Here is a 17,779-nt window from a genome sequence, read left to right on the forward strand (position 1 = left end):
GTTTATTTATCCCCTCAAAGGTAACGAGCGAGCGATGGGGCTCGACTTTCGAGAGCACGCCGAACAGTGGCAAGAGATTGAGCGGGCGCGGCAATCACAAAGTGTTACTATTTCTGGGCCCTTAATCTTAGAGCAAGGCGGGCAAGCTATTATCGGTCGAATGCCGCTGTTTTTCGATCCGCCTGAAAATACTGACTATTGGGGACACTGCAGTGTAGTGATAGACATTGTTGCCTTATTTGCGGATTCAGGGGTTAATGATATCCCTAACAATGTGCAGCTCGCTATCCGAGGTTTAAATGCCTCTGGGCCAAATGGTGCGGTGTTTTTGGGCGATGCCAGTGTGTTTGATAATCCCTTAGTGAGTGAAACCATTAATTTGGTTAATGGTAGCTGGTTTATGGCAATGAAACTGACCGAAAACAGGCAACCAAGGTCATTGAAAAGCTTTCTTAGTGACAATGTTGTAAGGATCACTGGTTACGGGATTGCGTTATTGTTTATGTTAAGTTTTATGTTTATTTTCAAAGCGTATCGCATCGCGCATCGTGTCTCCTTGCTGGATGTATTAACAAAACTCCCTAACCGCCGTTATGCCATGCTAGTGCTGGAACAGTTATCGCAAGCCAGAAGCAATGGCGGAAACTTTACTGTTATTAACATTGACTTAAATCGATTTAAGCAGATTAACGACACATATGGTCATAGCGTGGGCGATGCCTTTTTGATTGAAGTGGCTTTACGATTAAAGCAAACGCTTCGCGCCTCAGACACTGTTGCTAGGCTCGGCGGCGATGAGTTTCTATTGATATTACCGCGCTTGAGTAGCGAAATGGAAATTAACCATATTCGTGAGAAACTTGAATCACAGGTTTGCCGTGAGCCTTTTCATTACAATGAGGTGCAACTTGAAATCAGCTTAAGTCTTGGGGTAGCAACTTATCCTAACGACGCCAGCACCATTTCAGAGTTACTTCACCGCGCCGATCAAGCTATGTATTTGGATAAGCAAGCTCGTACAGCTAAAGCGAGACATTAATGAAGCTATCTATTGCAACTTTAATCTTTGTGTCTGTTTTGATGCCATCCCTAATCGCTGTTGCTAGCGAGGATGATGGCGCTAAAAAGAATAACAGTGATGCACAAGCGACTGTCGCTCATCAAGATCCTGCACCAATGATAGTGACCTATGTTGATGCCAGTGATCTTAAACGTAACCCTAATAACGTTTACTTCAGTTCTTTGCTTAAATTGGCGCTCGAAAAGTCTATCGAACGCTTTGGCGCTTATCAGTTAAATCCTGTCAATGTGGATATTTCTCAAAAACGCCAATTGCGCGAACTCGATAAAGGCAGTATTAGCGTATTTTGGACTATGACCTCCTACGCGCGTGAAGCCGATATGCTCCCTGTGCGGGTGCCTCTCACCAAAGGCATGTACGGTATTCGATTAATGGCGATTAATCGCGCCGATCACGATATGTTTAGTGCCGTATCAAACGTTAAACAGTTAGCCAAGTGGAAGGCGTTACTCGGTCGAGACTGGCCCGATACCGCCATAATGCGGGTGAATCGGTTAGATGTGCGTAGTGATGTGGCCGAAGGCGATCTGTATAACGTGCTCGATAAATACCAAGGTAACTATTTTCCACGGGCGGTGACTGAGATATATAGCGAGCTTGATAGACGCCCTGAACTAAATATTGAGGCCGACGAACATTTAGGTCTGGTATATCCAACTGCTGTATATTTTTTGTGTCTAAAGCTAATACAGCACTTGCCGAGCGCTTAGAGTATGGCCTGCGACAAGCGCAGCAAGATGGCTCATTTGATGCGCTTTTTTATGAGTTTCCTCCTCATAAAATGGCGTTTAAACGTACACAATTTTCAAAGCGAAAACTCTTGTATATCGACAATCCTCTGTTACCCAAAAGCTGCGATGTTGAGTTAATTCAGCGGATGCAACATGAGGTGATCAATAAATTTAGTTACCCATCGAATTAGAGCCAAGAGATAGGGCATGCATAACTCTTTCAATGTGAGAAGTTAACTCTGCTGTCACGGAAGTTCACCGATCCCCTGCTAAGTGACTGCAGGGCGTTGAAGAAAATAGTGTGAGCTCGGCGAATATTTAATGAACCATTCATTGTAAAATTTTCGAAAAATATAATTGAAAAAGAAAATTTTTAAATTTATTAGATGGTTAGATGGGAGTTAAGCATTGTCATGTAAGTGGCCGTTGGCGGCATGGCCGCTCTTTCACATCCATGTAAACGCGGCATTTACACTTCCATGCATTGCAGATGCCGCCGTCGAGCCTATAGGGATATATTTACGGCGAGTCACTGGAATGACACTGCTTAATGATTACATAACTGAAAAGCTAAGACTTCCACAATGTTCAGTTCTCTAAAAGCTATCCCTAAAAAATGATGGGGGAACCAATGATACCAGTGATTATTTCTCGAATTGAATTTGGGGATAAGCATTCGCTGCCCAATAAAAAAGCCAGACTCAGTCTGGCTTTTGTTTAATACTCACTAGTGAGCGATATTATTCTTCGCTATCACCCAGTGACAGCAGGGTCGCGTTACCACCGATGGCGGTGATATTGTTGGTGCGAGTCTTTTCAGTCACAAAACGGGTTAAGTAGTGTGGACCACCGGCTTTAGGGCCAGTGCCAGACAGACCTTGACCGCCGAAAGGCTGTACGCCAACTACGGCACCGATTTGGTTACGGTTGATGTAGACGTTACCGACATTCACTTTATCTGCCACTTCTAAGGCATGGCCTTCGTTACGGCTGTGGATACCTAAAGTTAAACCAAAGCCTGTGCTGTTGATCTCATCGATAACTTTGCCAAGATCGGCGGCTTTATAACGGATCACATGCAGGATTGGGCCAAAGTGTTCTTTCTCAAGCACTTTAATCGAATCGATTTCAACTGCGGTTGGCGAAACGAAGTGGCCGTTTTCAGTGCCAGCAGGTAGTGGCATTTGCTTGATAAGCTTACCGACTTGCTTGATATGGTCGATATGGGCATCAAGGTTTGCCTTAGCGGTGGCGTCAATCACTGGGCCTACGTCGGTTTTCACTGAGCTTGGGTTACCAATGACTAGCTCATCCATTGCGCCTTGCAGTACTTCGATCACGCGATCGGCAATATCTTCTTGCAGGAAGAGCACGCGCAGTGCCGAGCAGCGTTGGCCTGCACTGGTAAATGACGATGAAACCACATCGTTAACCACTTGCTCTGGTTGAGAGGTAGAGTCAACCACCATAGCATTTTGACCGCCAGTTTCGGCGATTAACGGAATGATCGCGCCTTCACGGTTGGCGAGTGTGCGGTTAATCAGTTTTGCTGTACCAGTCGAACCGGTAAAGCACACGCCACCGATACGCTCATCGGCCGTAATGGCTGCGCCGACAGTTGCACCAGTACCTGGTAGGAATTGTAGAACCTCAACAGGAATACCTGCTTGGTGAGCAAGTTGCACCGCACGGTAACCAATAATTGAGGTTTGCTCCGCGGGTTTTGCGATAACAGTGTTACCCGCCGCTAATGCTGCAGACACTTGGCCGAGGAAAATCGCCAATGGGAAGTTCCATGGGCTGATACAGACGAATACACCGCGGCCCTGGAGGAACAGTTCATTTAGCTCACCCGTTGGGCCTGGAAGCAGTTCAGGCTTTGCCATCATCTTTTTGGCCTGTACTGCGTAGTAGCGGCAGAAGTCGACGGCTTCACGTACTTCGTCGATACCGTCTTGAATGCTCTTGCCTGCTTCACGGGTACACAGGGCGATCAATTCTTCGCGGTTTTCCTCTAATAAATCGGCCAACTTTTGCAGTGCAGAGGCTCGGGTTTCAACTGGAGTACGTGCCCATGACGTAAATGCCGCTTCAGCGGATGCCAGTGCTTGTTCTATGGCCGCTTTGTCTGCAAAGGCGACCTGACCCACGGTTTGGGTGGTATCGAATGGGCTAACTATGGTCTTGTGTTCACCGGTTAAGGTTTTACCATTCACCAGAGGACCCGCTTGCCACTGAGTCGATTTGAATTTGTCTAAGGCAGCGAAGAATGGCTCAGATTCGGAAATGATGTTCATGTTTAATCCCTTGGAATTTTTGCGATCGCTACCGAAGATATCGGTAGGTAAAACGATTTTGTTGTTAGCCAGGGTTTTGTAGCCTGTCAGGGTTTTCAGTGGGTGAACCACTAGTGACTCGATAGGCGTTTTTGGATCCACCAGTTTGTGGACGAACGAAGTATTAGCCCCGTTTTCCAGTAGACGGCGAACTAAGTAGGGCAGCAGATCCTTATGGGCACCGATAGGCGCATAGATACGCACCGCTTTCGCGCCAGCTTCCGACAGAATGGTGTCGTATAGCTCTTGTCCCATGCCGTGTAGGCGTTGGAACTCGTGGTTACGATCGCCCGCCATATCGGAAATCGCCGCAACGGTTTGCGCGTTATGGCTGGCAAATTGCGGGTAAATCGCACCGCGAGTGGCGTCTGATAATAAGTAACGGGCGCAGGCTAAGTAAGAAACGTCAGTACCGGCTTTGCGAGTGTAGAGTGGGTAAGCGGCTTCGCCAGCTTGCTGTGCCCATTTCAGTTCGCTATCCCAATAGGCGCCTTTAACTAAGCGGACTGGGATTTCATCCCCTTGATCTTTCGCCAGACGTGTTAACCATACCAATACGGGCAGGGCGCGCTTAGAGTAAGCTTGAACCACGATACCGAGTAATCCCCAGCCTTTAGTGGCTTCGGCATTAAACAGTTTTTGAAATAGTTTTAGTGATAATTCGAGGCGATCAACTTCTTCTGCATCGATAGAAATACCGATATTTAAGCTGCGCGCGAGTTTAATTAGGCGGATGACGGTGTCGTACAGTTCTGTCAACACACGGTCTTCGTTAGCGACTTCGTAACGCGGGTGCAGCGCCGATAATTTGATTGAGATCGTTGGGCGAGGTGACTCGTTTTCGTTATAGTTTTGAGCACCTAACTCAGTGATTGCATTGGCGTAATCGGTATAGTATTTCTCGGCATCTTTACGGGTTAATGCCGCTTCGCCCAGCATGTCGTAGGAATGGGTATAACCCAGTTTACGTTTATCCTCACTGTTCTTTAGGGCCTCTTTCATGGTGCGACCCAGTACGAATTGCTTACCCATGATCTTCATCGCCGCCATCATGGCTTGGCGGATAACGGGTTCACCTAAACGGTTGACTAAACGGTTTAATAGGTTGCTTGGGGTACCATCGATTTTTTTATCCAGCTTAACGATTTTACCCGTGAGCATTAGGCCCCAGGTCGATGCGTTCACGAGCACAGAGTCACTCTTGCTCATATGCTCATCCCACTTAGCACCTGACAGTTTGTCTTCAATCAGTGCGTCGGCGGTGGCGGCATCGGGAATACGTAACAGGGCTTCGGCTAAACACATCAGGATAATGCCTTCCTGTGTTTCTAAGCTGTACTGTTGGAGGAAGGCGTCGATGCCGACCATTAGACCTTTTTTCTCGAATTGACGAACCTTATTGACCAGTTCGTGGGCACGACGAGTGACGCGCTCTATGGCTTCATCACTGGAGGGTACTAGTTTGATTAACTCTGACAAGTATTGTTCTTCATCGACAATGTAGTTGTCGGTGACGGCTCTGAACAGTTCGTCGAGATTGGCAGAATCGTATCGGCCTGCCAGCACTTCACTCGCTTTGAACATAGTAATCGCTTCCATCTTGGCCAATTATCTAGGCGTTATTGTTGAAACAAAAATGGGGGGCGCGAAACGCATTTGATATTTTGTATACAATATGAAGGTTTTCGCGCGCAGATTATACAACCAAAATGTGACGGGCAACACTCTAGCGTGGAAGAATGTGAAGAATGTTTAACTCGGGTGTCAATTAGCGGATGTAACGCTTGATTGACAAAAAAGCCAGCGTTTGAAAACACTGGCTTTTTAAAGGAATAAATCTTGCTGTAACCCTAAAATTATTACATCCAGCGTTTCTTGTTACGGCGTTGTGGTCTAGGCAAGTAAACCAAAATAACCCCAATAATTAATCCGGCAGCAGCGATCAGCCCGCCTTCGCGCCATAGGGCAAATTGAGCCTCCTGTGCACTACGGTCAACGGCCACTTTGAGACTATCACGCTCCTGCGTGGTTTTGCTCAGCATGGTTTCGGCTTCGTTTAACTTAGCTTTGAGCTCAGCGACTTCATCGGTATGGTTATCCGTAGAACTTAATACTTCTGCCAGTTTCGCTTTTGCTTCGTTGAGCTCATTTGTCAAGGTTGACACTTGCTCACGAAAACTTGGGCTTGAACTGATTAGGTTGGTCGGCACCCAACCTTCGCGACCTTTGTGATCGATTATTTTTGAATAATCGCCCTGAGTTTCGCCTAGGAACGTAATAGGTTGACCCGCTTCAATCGAACCCAAAATACGAAAATCAGTACCTGGGCCATTGAGAATATAAAGAAACACGTTATCCGAGATGTAGCGGGATTGGCCTTCGGCCAGCAGGTTGGAAGACAGTAACATCATTCCCACCAGAGTCAGGAGTCTTAACACTTTTGTATTCTCATCAACGAAATAGTGACCACATGCTAGGGATTTGAGGCCTGCAATGCAAGAGGGAAGTCATAGACTTCCCTCAACTTTGCCGCATCCATGCCTGCTATTCCTGTATTGTCATGCTTTTTTATGGCGAACGTGCCATAGGAGCCCTCATTCTTCTTAGTTAAAGATGCCTTTAATCATAAAGAAGAAGATGATGGATAAACCCGCACCCGCAGGTAAGGTGACCACCCAAGAGACAACGATATTGCGCACTACGCCGATGTTAATCGCCGCGATACCACGGGCCATACCGACACCTAATACCGCACCGACTAAGGTTTGAGTTGTAGAGATAGGTAAGCCTGTACCCGAGGCGATAACCACGGTAGACGCCGCCGCTAATTCGGCCGCAAAGCCACGGCTCGGGGTTAAGTGAGTAATGTTCTTACCAATAGTTTGCATCACGCGCTTACCGAAAATCGCCAGCCCCATGACGATACCTACGGCGCCTAAGGGTAAAATCCACCAGACTAAAGCGGATTTAGAGGCAATTTCACCGCCACTGCTTACCACAGAGACCACAGCCGCTAATGGACCAATGGCGTTGGCAACGTCGTTTGAACCGTGGGCGAAAGCCATACAACAGGCGGTGACGACCATGAGAATCGCAAACACTTTCTCTACGTTGGCAAACATGGTTTGGCGATTGGTTTTGTCACTCATTTTCAAACGCGAAATTGCGATTTTGCCGAAAATACCTACGGCTAATGCGACTACACCCGCGAGCATATAAGCATCAACACCTTTAATATTGATACCGACATGGCTTAAGCCCTTCAAAATAGTGACTAATGCCATGATAAAACCCGCAAATGCCATGTAAAAAGGTACATAGCGTTTCGCGTTGCTCAATGGATCATCGGTATTGAAGATTAACTTTTGCGTGCTCTGGAATATGGTAAAAGCAATAAAACCCGAAATAGCTGGGGTAATCACCCAAGAACCTACGATACCGCCGACTTTATCCCATGAAACAGATTCACTACCAACACCCACTGCGGCGAAGCCGATAATCGCTCCCACAATAGAGTGAGTCGTAGACACTGGCCAGCCTAAGGCTGATGCTACGACTAACCAAATCCCTGCGGCTAACAATGAGCCAATCATACCGTAAACCAGTAATTCTGGCGTCGCAGTGAAATAGCTAGGATCAATAATCCCGTTACGGATTGTACTGGTGACTTCGCCACCCGCTAAATAAGCGCCTGCAAATTCAAAAATCATAGCGATAATAATCGCTTGTTTAATTGTGATTGCATTTGAACCTACAGAGGTTCCCATCGCATTGGCGACGTCATTCGCACCAATACCCCAAGCCATGAGAAAACCAAATGCGGCCGCAACGGCAATAAGCCACGGGCCGTTGGTGACTAAGACGTTAGCCACCTCAATACCTGCATCAACCATATTGATACCTTGATAACCTTATTTATTAAACGCGAGCCAGCATAAGCTCAAGACGTGACCCGACGCGTTCGGCGAGATCCGCAAGACCACCGACCCATTCAATCGTTTTGTAGAGGAACATCACATCGACAGGATTCAATTCTGACTCCAGGGCGAACAGCTGACGGCGTAACTGAATTTGTAGATCGTCAGTATCTTCTTCGATGATATCGAGCTCGTTGATCATTTTGGCCACTAAGTCGACTTCACGACCGCGGAAACCCGTTTCTAACAGATCTTCTAGCTCGTTAATGACTTGTTGTGCAAGACCTACCGCATCAATACAGCGTTGTAGATAGGCAATAAAAGGCACTTGCATGACCTGAGGGATAAGCAATTGACGTCCGATAACACGACCAGAGATATCTTTTGCTTTGTTAGCGATTTTATCTTGTTGAGTTAATAGTTCCAATAAATCAGTACGTTCTACCGGCATAAACAAACCGCTTGGCAGAGTGAGACGAATTTCACGTTTGAGTGAATCACCTTGCTTTTCGGCTAAACTGATTTGCTTACGTAGTTGAACTGCATTATCCCAGTTACCTGTGATAGTGGCTTCGAAAAAGGGGACCAGTAACGATGCGCAATCGTAGACCTTGTCCATGTGCTCTTGAAGAGGCTTAATTGGCGATTTTGCAAACACGCCCAAAATAGAGTTTACTGGCATTGCCGTTTACCTATTTAGATTGTTCCATGATTGGAAAAAGCGGGCGCATGTTAACCTATGCGTCCGCGTATTGAAACTGTGTTTTTTGAGAAAAAATCACAGCTATATTCTAACGGGTTCTATACCAACTTCAAAACCAAATCCTAAGGGATTTTTATGACACATTTGTGACATTATGAATTAAAGATGACACATGGGTGAATGTTTGATGACAAAGTGAGCGATCGTGCAATGAATGCTGAGATTGAATTAAAGCTGTTTTTTCTACCGCAATACCAAGAATCCCTGATAAATAAGTTAGATAGCCTCGATAGCTCTGTACCTCAAGGTCAGCGTCGTTTAGCAAATGGTTATTTTGATACTCCCGACCTCCAGTTACGCCATTGGGACATGGGATTGCGGGTGCGTGGTTACGATGAGCATAAAGAACAGACCATAAAAACGGCTGGACAAGTTGTCGGTGGGATACATTCCCGGCCTGAATATAATGTAACCATTCAAGCAGATAGCCCAGATTTAAGCCTATTCCCAGCCACAATTTGGCCCGTGGCTGCAGATATTGCCGCAGTTCAAGCTCAGTTGAGTTGTGTCTTTCACACTGATTTTTATCGCCGCGCTTGGCATGTTGAAATTGACCAAAGTGTGATAGAAGTCGCATTAGATACCGGGGAGATTACCGCTAATGGCCAGCATGAAGCCCTATGCGAGCTAGAGTTTGAATTGCTCAGTGGTGACACTCAAGCACTGTTAACGCTCGCGATGCAAGTGGCGAATACCATTCCCGTGCGTTTAGGTAAAGCCAGTAAAGCACAGCGCGGGTACAGATTAGCGGGTAAACAAAAGCCCTTAGCACTCAGTGCGCTCGAATTCCTATCTCTGCCAACGCCGATGGACATGAATCTACACCAACCCCATCAACAAGAACTCACAGCCACCTGTCAGGTGTTACTCGAGACTGCACTCGAACGTTGGCAACTGCTTGAAGGCATGATAATTGAGGCGACAGATAACGAAGCTTGTATCGCACTTTGGTGGCGGATGCGGGCCTGTATCCGTTTACTGCGAATGACCTTAACCCAGTTTGATTTGCTCGATGCCACTTTGGCACAGCGGTTTATGGATATTGAACATCAGTTAGGTTTTATAGAAGAAGCTCAGACACTTACGACTTTGCTTGGTAGCCTAAAGGGCTTAGTGAATAGGCTTGCTGAAAGTAGCAGATTAACACGGCAACTGCGTGCTCAGTTTGATGAACTTAATCTCACCGAGCAGCTACCTTCTCTTTGGCGACAAGTGGAATATGGTCAACTGCAACTGGCGATAGTCGATATTCTACTCAATATCAGCGCGGGCAATATTCCTTTAAATGACGAACTGGGGTTACAGCAACATGCCGATAGGGCTCAGCAAGCCTCTTGGCAGGCGATCCTCGATGCTATGCCTCTAGATAAAACTATGGGGTGCGATGATTACTTAGGATGTGTAAGGCTATTGGATGAAGGCATTCAAGTGGGTCAAGCCTATGGCGCTTTATATGAGGCTAAATCCCGTGATGCTTTTCGTGCTCCTTGGCAGGATATAGTGCTTGGGATCAAAACCTTAGCATGCTATCGCACCTTAAACAGGACGGCTCAGCAACTGGGGATTGATTTAAGTGAATGGCTTGAGGAAAAACAGCAAAGCCTATTGTTCGCCATGGAATCATCCAGACAAAATGCACTGCAGCAAACAATCTATTGGTAGTTCATTGTGACGATTAGGGCCCATGGAGTGGGCTCTCGTGTTTTTTATCTTCTAATGCCTGCTTTAGCTCGGCAATTTTCGCCAGCATTTGCGCTTGATTCAGCTCCATTTGTTGCTGACTAGCCTCCATCCTCGCCAACGCGATTTCTAACTCTGACTTGATTTCGGCCTTATGGGCGTCTTGGCGTTCCTGTCTCTCGGTTTCATCGGGCGCGACAAATACCGATGCCATATAGCCCGAAATCACCCCGAAGAAGCTGACGCCGCTAACGATAACGATGCCGCCGACGATATGACCCGCGGTACTGACAGGGTAGTAATCCCCATAACCTACGGTTGAGATAGTGACTAAGGCCCACCAAATGGCTTGTTCGGCGGTTTGAATATTAGCGCCTTCGGTACCGCTTTCGACGATCAAAATAATGATTGAGGCAAACGTGAGGATAGTCACCATGGCGACCAATAGGCTAGCTAAGGTGGTTTGTTTACGCTGTTTTATCAGTGGTAAGAGTAGGGAACGGCTCATGCGGATCAGACGGATAACCCTTAGGATCTGGAACACACGGGCGATACGTAGGGCTTCAATTGCCGGAATGCTGGCAATAAAATCAATCCAATGATGGCGTAGGTAAAAGGTTTTATCTCGGGCACGAAACAGGCCAATAAAAAAATTAGCCATGAAAATCAAACAAATGGTCGTATCAATAAAAAACAATAACCGATTGGTTTCACCATCGAGGCGACCAAAGGTCATGATCAGCACTATGATCACAGATAGCAATGATAACAACATCATCGCTAACTCGAAGGGAGAAGGGCCTCCAAGCGTACGGAGTGACCAAGGTGTTTTATCAGTCATGCTTCACATGATCCCGTTTTGTGCGGCGAATATCTAAGGTAAAAGACTTTACCCTACGAGTAAATTAACTTCGTGATAAATGATGGGTTATCACTTAGGTGTTAACTACGCTAAGTATTGACCATAGCCAGACCTTGTCGAGACTCATTTTTTATCGACGAAGTGGACTAAATCATCGAGAACACGACGCTTAATTTCCAATTGCGCATCGGCACTGAGGCCATATTTTTCGGCGAGTTGTACATAATCTTCGGCATTGAGGGATACGGTTAAGCGTGGACGAGTCGGGCGTTTTGATACGCTAAGACCTAAAATGGTACGGATTTGATCCGAAGGACTCACACCCGCATCCAGTGCCGCTTTACGGATAGAGTATTGAAATTTTTCATCGAGATCGAATGCCACTTGTGTCGCCTTGGCAGCCTGTTGATTCTTCAACCATTGCTCTGGAAGTGGATTTTTCGTTTTACTCATTACGTATTACCTGTTGCTATCAACCATTTATGTCACTAACTATAGCGAGACTGGACTCTGCGATTGTATTTCGCTTGATAAAGTGCGAGTTTCGCACTTTATCTTATTCTAGCCACTACTTGCTAGGCCAGTAATCTCTAATGTCTGTGATTGGTCTATATAGCGTTAATACTACATCGGTATCGCCACCTTCGTAGACTTCAACTTCCAGCGCGCGACTCTCGTCATCATCAAGTAAAAGATAATATTCAAAGGGTTCACCCGTGGCACCATTGGCATCTTGGGGTGGCTTAAGATTGCGATAATCTTCGCGGTGAAAGTAACCAAAGGCGGCAAAAGTCACTTGATGGTATTTTTTCCCTAACCATTGCTCAAGTTGATTGGTGGTATCTGCCGGTAATTCCTGAGTTAGTAGCGTTGCATGGCCAGGCTCATCAAATAGCGTGCTAAATTGCTCCAAATCAAAAATCTGTTCCACCTGAGAGCGAGAAATTTTTAAGGAAAAGGCGAGGTAGGTTTCATCGTCCTCTTCAATGCTTAAATAAATCGTCTCGCTACCATGGCCCTTGAGCACCCATTCTGCCTGCTGGCGGCGTTCAAACTCATAGGTGTTAACGGCTTCGACCTTAAGCTGCTGACCGCGCAATTGTGTGGGTAAAGCAAAGCTGTTATCGATGGAGATCATATCGCCCACATTGAGCTGGGAGGGGTGATTAAGCTCGCGCAGTGGGGGTGCTTTTTTGCCAAAAATACTGTTGAAAAATCCCATAGTTACTCCTACTGGCGGTGCCCGTGTGCGGTGGATCCCAATGCCGCATAGTTAGCCATAGGCTGCGAAATATCACGGGCTGAGGTTCAATTGCGAATAAAGCAAAAAAATGCCGAGCTCAATAGGGGGTGATGATCCCACTGAAGCTCGGCATTCGGTCACACATTACTTAGCTTTTACGTGCTTTGATACGGTCAAGCACGGCATTAGCATTAGACTTTTGCTCGCCTATCCCTGCTTCGGCTAACTTAGCTTGCAGTGACTTATCACTGTTTTCTTCGGCTAAGGTTTCAGCGGCTTTTAATCTGTCGTCAAACTGTTGCTGACGTGCCTTGATACGTTCTAATGAATCTTTAGCATTCAGCAGTTTAGAGTTGCTTGAAGCGAAAGAGTCGGTAATGGTTGCCGTGGCTTTTTGCACGCTCTCAGTGGTTTTAACCATGCTTAACTGGCGCTGATAATCAGACAGTTGGCGTTCGGTCTTCTTCACTAAATCCTTCAGACGCAGTGCATGGGCACTGAAGCTGTCGTTGGCGCTTTGCTGCTCGGCTAATTGCTGATCAAGCTCGGCAATTTTTTCTGCAACTTCAATTGCTAAGGTTTCATTGCCCTTATCAAGTGCTTGGGTTGCATAGCCTTCGTGCTCGGCAATGGAACGTTTTAGGCGATCGATTTCACGACTGGCTTGCATTTCTTTTGCCATGACATCTGTCAGTTCGCGCTTAGCGTTGGTTAAATGTTTTTCGGCGTCACGGATTTCCTGTTCGAAAATACGGGTTGAGTTTGCATCAACGATGCTCTGGCCAACTTCGGTGGCACCACCGCGAAACGCTGTCAAAATTTTATTCAGAATGCCCATTTTGTGGCTCCTTATTTCAGATAGTCGACCATTTCATCGATAACTTCTAAGCAGTTATCGGATAAAACTGCTAATTCTTGCTCGATTTCGAGCATGCTAGATTGCAGTGATAGCGCACCGTAAACCACGTATTTGTCATCAATTTTCGCAAAGGCTGACAGAGGCATTGGAATGTTGAGTTCTAGCATGGTTTCAAACATTTCACTGCGACGTTCTTGGTTTACTTCGTTCTCGCCCCACAGGTAACTGATGCAAAGAATCTGGTTATCCGTCACCGATACGAATACCGGGATTTCTTCACGACCAACCACATTCACTTGCAATACTTCGACTTCGCCATCAATAGGATAACAATCGAACTGAAAGCCGGTTTGGCTATTATTGCCAAGACTGTTGAGGTGATTGGCAAGGGTATGGATATTCATATTTGTCCTTATTGACATATTATGTCTGTGTTCAAAGATAGCATCAAGACATAATATGTCAAGCACTATCTTTATCCGTTAAAAAAGTTCCAGTCCTTGGGTTTCGGACCAAGCCTGTAGATGGTAGTGATACAACTGCAACGAGCCGAGTTCATTAGGTTTGATATTGGCGGCATCCCGGTAAAAGTTAGCCGGAAACTCAAAGGCACCGTTCACTAAACCTAAGGTCAACCAATCATCCTTTACAGGCAGAGCGTTAAGCTCGGCTAGCCTATGCTGGGCATCTTTGCCGCTTAATGTTGCAATACTCCAACCCCATTCACCAAAACTGGGCACATTATGATGGTATTGTTTGACGTCAAATCCCGCTAATGCCAAGGTTTTTGCGACCGAGATAAATGCTGTTTGGGCATGGTAAGGCGAGGTTGACTGTACTGTCAGAGCGCCATCATTGCTCATTAGTTCCTTTAATTTACGGTAGAAATAGTCCGAGTAGAGTTTATTAAGATCGGGGTGACTCGGATCGGGCAGATCCACAATAATGGCATCGTATTTCACACCCGTTGCAATCAGTTTATCGACGCCATTAAAGGCATCATCATGGATTACTGTGACGCGGGGATCGTTAAAGGCATCACCATTAAGTGCCAACATGGCGCGGCTCAATCTGTCGGGCATAGCGGTATCGGTGGATTTAAAGAGTTGTACTAGCGCCGCATCAAGATCGAGCAGTGTTACTTGCTCCGGTTCCCACTGAAGCACTTGCTTTAAGCCAAGCCCATCGCCACCGCCGATAATCAACACTTTGTTATGACGGGCACTGGCCGCGAGCGTTGGGTGCACAAGAAATGCATGGTAAATATGTTCATCAATACTGGAAAACTGCAACCGGCCATTAATATATAAAGCATAAATGGGTGGCAGACCGTTCCCGCGTAGTCGCTCAGTAAAGGTAAGTTGTTGAAACCGAGTCGCTTTACTGTAAATAACTTTATCTTTATAGAGCAAATTATTGAAGTGTCGTTCCCATTGCGGGCCTTGAGTTGCGAGTACAAGTAAGACTCCTGTGACCATAAGGTGCCCAGTTAACAGAAGTTTAGGACGGCGGATTTTAGGCCAGAATCGCCAGATAAACACAAAACCCGCGAGCAAATTGAAACTGGCAGTTAAGGCCGCGGCGAGTTGAATATCAATGGCGAGCATGAAGCCCACCCAAATGGCGGCTCCTATGCCCGCACCTATATAATCGGCGCCGTAAATAGTCCCCGCATTGTGGAGCAAATGTTCGTCCGAAAGGGACTGGCGAACCCTAGCGATCAGTGGGATTTCCATGCCAATCATCAGGCCTAGTAACACACCCCATACATAGGGTAAATATTCGCTGAGTTTCTGTAGTTGACCAATCACACCGCCTTCGGGGAGTTGATCCGGTGGTAAGCCTAAGGTGCTGGCGATCAGCATGGGTAACTGCTGGCCAAAACCAATCACAGCCGCGGTGATCAGAATGGCCAATGAACCACAGAGTGCGACAGTGAGTTCTAAAATGACAAAGCCAGTAAAGGCATCGCGGATCTTACGGGCGGCAAAGGCTCCTAAGCCCATGGAGACTATCATCAAGCCGATCATCGTATAGATGGCGGCTTCCAACGCCCCTAAAATGCGCCCCGCGTAGTGGGATAACAGATATTCATAGATTAGGCCGCACCCTGCTAATACGGCCATAATGCCCAATAATAGGGCATCATCGAACCAACCTAGGTGGCTGGGTTTAGCCGCTAAGGAGGTTGAGCGAGTTTCTTGCATTTAATCAGGCCATCAGTGCCGTAAGGATAAGTGCGATAGCGATACTGATCGCCATTTCTACCGCAGCGATACCGATATTGTGTTGCCTCTCGACCTCATCGGCTAAATCGATGCTGGCGAGTACCAGTTTTTTCACAATAAACAGCAACAAGGTCAGTGCGATTAACATGATCACTGAGAACACTAGCCAGCCGATCACGTTCGTGACATAAGCCGTTGGATTATAAATGATAAAGTGGCTGGCGGCATTGAAACTGAGCGCCATAGCAATCATATAACCCGCATGACGTATGGCCAGTGCAGTATGGCCCTGCACCAAAGCCTGTTGCATTGAGGAGTCTTGATTGCGACTGGCGAAGCGATGTTCGCGCCAGCGAGTCAGTAACACCAACATAAGCTGTGAGATAGCAAAGGCGCTGAAGATAGCGATAAAAGTGTCTAAGGTTAAATCTTCCGCCCATAGCAGCACGGAGCGGATGATAATGGCTGTCGCTATGGCAACGCTGGCATCGACAATCGCGATGGACACATTCCCTTTGACGATTTGCTCGTTCTTATCGAACTCATTTAAGGCAATCTTATCGTGGAGGAAACGGCCTAATTTAATCAGCACTAAGCCGAATAAACCATAGGCGCTCATGCCGATAGCCTCGGTTAGGTAAGAATGTGCCGCAGCGCCCGTGATAGCCCCTGTCAGTACTATGCCGAGCGCGGCAACGGCGCCCGCGGTGCTGATGCCAAAGGCAAAGTTATCTCGCTCTGCTAATTCGTTACGGCTGTTGACTCTGACGCTCCAGCCTTGCAAATAACGCATTAATGTCAGCAAGATAACCGCAATTGTGAGGTCGATTGCCAGTATGGTGGCTAGCTCTGGTGTGATACCGAAATCCTGAAATAGTGTCATTGGAAATCCTTAGTTACTTGCCCCGGCGCACACTGCGGGTCGTGCGATTACTGGAATTGCGAAAGCTGCTGTCTTTAGAATAGTTTGAACGAAACTTGCTGCTCGAACTTTTACTGGCACTGGTGGTATTGGCTTTAGGTGCACTGGTGCTTTCACGGGAGAGCGCCGTAGCTCCGGTACGCGGTTTAGCGTAGGGGCTATCGAAGCGCTTACCTTGGGAGTCGAAACGTTTTTTAGTTTGCTCGAAGGTTTTAGCCTGGGCATTCGCTTGTTTGGGTGACGTATAGCGATAGCGGCCTACATCATTGTAATAGCTATATCCGCGATTGCCGGACCACCTGTCGTAATAAATTGGGCGGTTGAAGACATTCGAAAACATCGAGTACATGCCATACCAGGCCCAAAACGACATACCGTTCGAGTCGGTTTGCCAGCTACCATAGGATGGATTGCCGACCAATTGACTACCTGGGCCAAAATCTTCGGCACTATTGGCGAGTGCGGCGGCTTCGCGGCTAATCGCATTCACCCGGGCGAGCTTGCCCTCGGACATATCGGCGACCACGTTCACGGGATCGGACAACATATCGTTATACAAACTAGGATCAGCTGCCTGATAGAGGTTCTCGGCTTCGGCTAATTGTTGATCCAAATCGGCAAAGTTTGCTGAATTTTTGGACTCTTCCAAACGACGTTTTAGGGAGGAATACATAGGCCCTTGGGTGCCTGCATCCTTGGCTAATTCGTCGAGAAGGGGAGCGAAATCGGGTTTTTGCTGTTTTAACAGTGTGCTGTACTGGTTTAACAGATTGGCGTTACGCAATTGTCCATCATCAAGCATGGTGCTCAATGTGGTGAGGCGTTGCTCTGTGAGTTGTTGATACTTTTCAATTTTTGCCGGCCTATCATCGCCACATCCCGTGAGCGATAGCATGACGGCTAAACAGAGTATCGATGCGAGAACACGCATTAGCATTCCTGCCATGTTTTCTCCAAAAGTGTTGAAATAAAACTCAAATACTTGCAGACAATAATAATCCACTTACCCAATATGCCTGCCGTGCAGGTTATAGTACCCTTAAATGCCACGGAAGAAAGGAAGTCTTTTTCGTATTTTGTCATCCTGCGACTAGGACACTGCAAGTTTCATCAAAGCTGATGTGACGCCATTCTATATCATTTGCGACATAATATGT

General features: G+C 46.8%; 15 protein-coding genes. 3 read left to right on the forward strand and 12 right to left on the reverse strand.

The features are described from left to right. Positions 1-4 precede the first annotated feature (4 nt). Together SOHN41_RS03200 and SOHN41_RS03205 are read left to right on the forward strand one after the other, a co-directional pair. Positions 5-1,039 carry a diguanylate cyclase domain-containing protein gene (locus SOHN41_RS03200; protein WP_272941523.1) on the forward strand — a complete coding sequence of 345 codons (1,035 nt, stop codon included), beginning with the start codon at positions 5-7 and terminating at the stop codon, positions 1,037-1,039. Beyond that, the gene (locus SOHN41_RS03205) at positions 1,039-1,791 is read left to right on the forward strand and encodes a hypothetical protein (RefSeq protein WP_007645518.1); all 753 of its coding nucleotides are present in this window, start codon (positions 1,039-1,041) and stop codon (positions 1,789-1,791) included. Before SOHN41_RS03200 ends, SOHN41_RS03205 begins: the two co-directional genes overlap by 1 nt. Before the next feature lie 761 nt (positions 1,792-2,552). Here the strand turns inward: SOHN41_RS03205 and putA are convergent. The 4 genes from putA to SOHN41_RS03230 form a co-directional block, all read right to left on the reverse strand. Next, the gene (gene putA / locus SOHN41_RS03215) at positions 2,553-5,747 is read right to left on the reverse strand and encodes a bifunctional proline dehydrogenase/L-glutamate gamma-semialdehyde dehydrogenase PutA (protein WP_192825499.1); all 3,195 of its coding nucleotides are present in this window, start codon (positions 5,745-5,747) and stop codon (positions 2,553-2,555) included. Positions 5,748-6,007: 260 nt separating this feature from the next. Further along, positions 6,008-6,556 (reverse strand): TIGR04211 family SH3 domain-containing protein, encoded by a 549-nt coding sequence (locus SOHN41_RS03220; protein WP_007645529.1) that lies wholly within the window; start codon positions 6,554-6,556, stop codon positions 6,008-6,010. Positions 6,557-6,751: 195 nt separating this feature from the next. Further along, positions 6,752-8,041: an inorganic phosphate transporter gene (locus tag SOHN41_RS03225; RefSeq protein WP_007645531.1), complete on the reverse strand. Its 1,290-nt coding sequence runs from the start codon at positions 8,039-8,041 to the stop codon at positions 6,752-6,754. 25 nt (positions 8,042-8,066) lie between these two features. Next, entirely contained in the window at positions 8,067-8,747 is a 681-nt protein-coding gene (locus SOHN41_RS03230) for a TIGR00153 family protein (protein WP_007645532.1), read from the reverse strand. 231 nt (positions 8,748-8,978) lie between these two features. On the opposite strand from SOHN41_RS03230, the gene SOHN41_RS03235 reads away from it, so the two are divergent. After that, a complete protein-coding gene (locus tag SOHN41_RS03235; protein ID WP_037458122.1) occupies positions 8,979-10,490 on the forward strand; it encodes an inorganic triphosphatase in 1,512 nt (503 codons plus the stop codon). A gap of 13 nt (positions 10,491-10,503) precedes the next feature. On the opposite strand, the gene SOHN41_RS03240 is transcribed toward SOHN41_RS03235, so the two are convergent. The 8 genes from SOHN41_RS03240 to SOHN41_RS03275 all read right to left on the reverse strand — a co-directional run bounded on the left by SOHN41_RS03240 (position 10,504) and on the right by SOHN41_RS03275 (position 17,568). Then, positions 10,504-11,349, reverse strand: coding sequence for a potassium channel family protein (locus tag SOHN41_RS03240; RefSeq protein ID WP_007645536.1), 846 nt, complete (start codon positions 11,347-11,349; stop codon positions 10,504-10,506). Between the two features lie 144 nt (positions 11,350-11,493). Further along, positions 11,494-11,823, reverse strand: a complete 330-nt coding sequence (locus SOHN41_RS03245; RefSeq protein ID WP_007645538.1) for a hypothetical protein — start codon at positions 11,821-11,823, stop codon at positions 11,494-11,496. Positions 11,824-11,938: 115 nt separating this feature from the next. Further along, entirely contained in the window at positions 11,939-12,592 is a 654-nt protein-coding gene (locus SOHN41_RS03250) for a hypothetical protein (protein WP_007645541.1), read from the reverse strand. A gap of 169 nt (positions 12,593-12,761) precedes the next feature. Then, positions 12,762-13,451: a PspA/IM30 family protein gene (locus SOHN41_RS03255; RefSeq protein ID WP_007645543.1), complete on the reverse strand. Its 690-nt coding sequence runs from the start codon at positions 13,449-13,451 to the stop codon at positions 12,762-12,764. A gap of 11 nt (positions 13,452-13,462) precedes the next feature. After that, positions 13,463-13,876: a YjfI family protein gene (locus SOHN41_RS03260; protein ID WP_007645549.1), complete on the reverse strand. Its 414-nt coding sequence runs from the start codon at positions 13,874-13,876 to the stop codon at positions 13,463-13,465. A 78-nt stretch (positions 13,877-13,954) separates the two neighbouring features. Beyond that, the gene (locus tag SOHN41_RS03265; protein WP_007645551.1) at positions 13,955-15,679 is read right to left on the reverse strand and encodes a polyamine aminopropyltransferase; all 1,725 of its coding nucleotides are present in this window, start codon (positions 15,677-15,679) and stop codon (positions 13,955-13,957) included. A gap of 4 nt (positions 15,680-15,683) precedes the next feature. Next, the gene (locus SOHN41_RS03270; protein WP_007645553.1) at positions 15,684-16,583 is read right to left on the reverse strand and encodes a DUF350 domain-containing protein; all 900 of its coding nucleotides are present in this window, start codon (positions 16,581-16,583) and stop codon (positions 15,684-15,686) included. Positions 16,584-16,596: 13 nt separating this feature from the next. Beyond that, positions 16,597-17,568, reverse strand: coding sequence for a hypothetical protein (locus SOHN41_RS03275; RefSeq protein ID WP_007645555.1), 972 nt, complete (start codon positions 17,566-17,568; stop codon positions 16,597-16,599). Between the last annotated feature and the right edge of the window lie 211 nt (positions 17,569-17,779).

Origin of the sequence: Shewanella sp. HN-41, from assembly GCF_000217915.1 — a bacterium.
Lineage (GTDB): Bacteria > Pseudomonadota > Gammaproteobacteria > Enterobacterales > Shewanellaceae > Shewanella.